This window comes from Fictibacillus sp. Mic-4 (assembly GCF_049843615.1).
Classification (GTDB): domain Bacteria; phylum Bacillota; class Bacilli; order Bacillales; family Fictibacillaceae; genus Fictibacillus_A; species Fictibacillus_A gelatini.
This window is the reverse complement of the sequence record NZ_JBBHZM010000103.1, coordinates 1-1317: the sequence shown is the minus strand read 5'-3', so window position 1 is coordinate 1317 and position 1317 is coordinate 1. Positions and strand designations below refer to the sequence as shown.

At 47.6% G+C, this 1317-nt stretch carries 1 protein-coding gene; it reads left to right on the top strand.

The genetic code is table 11. The annotated features are described in order from the left end of the window. On the top strand, positions 1-1317 hold a 1317-nt coding region (locus WD019_RS21630), incomplete at both ends, for a phage tail tape measure protein (protein WP_425712808.1).

The window sequence follows — 1317 nt, the reverse complement described above, 5'->3', positions numbered from 1 at the left end:
GATACGAACTCAGCGCTCGGGGTCTTCGCGAACAACGGGCTAAAAGGAAGCGATGCGGGTACGTCGCTGAAAACGATGTTATCGAACTTGATTCCGAAGTCCGAAGGTGCGTATGGCGCAATGAGGGATCTCGGAATTATCACGAAAGACGGATCAAACGCATTCTTTGACGCAAAAGGAAACGTTAAGTCGATGGCGGCCATTGCGGGCGTTCTTAAAAAGTCACTGTCAGGGCTTAACGCACAGCAACGACAGCAAGCGTTATATACAATGTTTGGTTCGGATGCGATTCGGGCAGCTACGATTCTTTACAAAGAAGGCGCCGACGGAATCAAAAAATTTAACGGTGAAATGTCGAAAGTCACTGCGCTTGACGTCGCTAAGGAGAAAATGAACAACGCGAAAGGCGCCGTTGAGCAGTTTAAAGGCGCATTAGAAACGTTGCAGATTTCGGTACTAACACCATTAATGCCCGTCATTAAAGACGCAGCGAACAAGGCAGCCGATTTTGTTTCGAAACTTTCTCCGAAAGATATTCAGTCGTTCGGTGACAAAGTTAAGACTGCGTTCCAAACTGCGTTAGACATGGCGACGAGCATTTTCAATTTCATAACGCAAAACTGGCCGTTAATTCGTGAAACTATAGTTGGCGTAACTACAGCTGTTGTTGCGTTTAAAGCCGGCATGTTAGCGTTGACCATTGTTCAAACGATTACACAATTAATTAACGGATTCCGTACAGCTATGGCGGCTGCGGCAGTCGGTCAATGGGCGATGAATACAGCGATGTGGGCGTGTCCTGCGACGTGGATTGTAGCTGCCATTGCGGCAGTAATCGCGATTGGCGTTCTTCTATATCGGAATTGGGACACGGTAAAGAGTAAGGCGGTTGCGCTCTGGAACAAAATGGGCTTCCTTAAATCGATTATTCTCGCATTACTCGGTCCTATTGGAGCGTTGATTAAAGCGGGGGTGTACCTCTATAAAAACTGGGATAAAGTAAAAGCCAAAATGGATTCGGTGTGGGAAGGTATTAAACGCGCAGCGGCAAAAGCCGTTAACTTTATAATTGACGGAATCAACGGAATGATCCGTATGATCAACAAAATCCCAGGCGTTAATATTCCGATCGTGCCGAAAGTCGACTGGGGGCAATCCGGTATTAATCCGCCTAGAATTATTCGAGCGGGTGGCGCATTGGACGCTCCCGACAGAATGTCGCACCACGGCGGTATTTCTCGCGTTCCTTACGACGGTTACTCGGCGAACTTGCATAAAGGCGAACGAGTACTAACGAAAGTGGAAGCTGATGCTTAC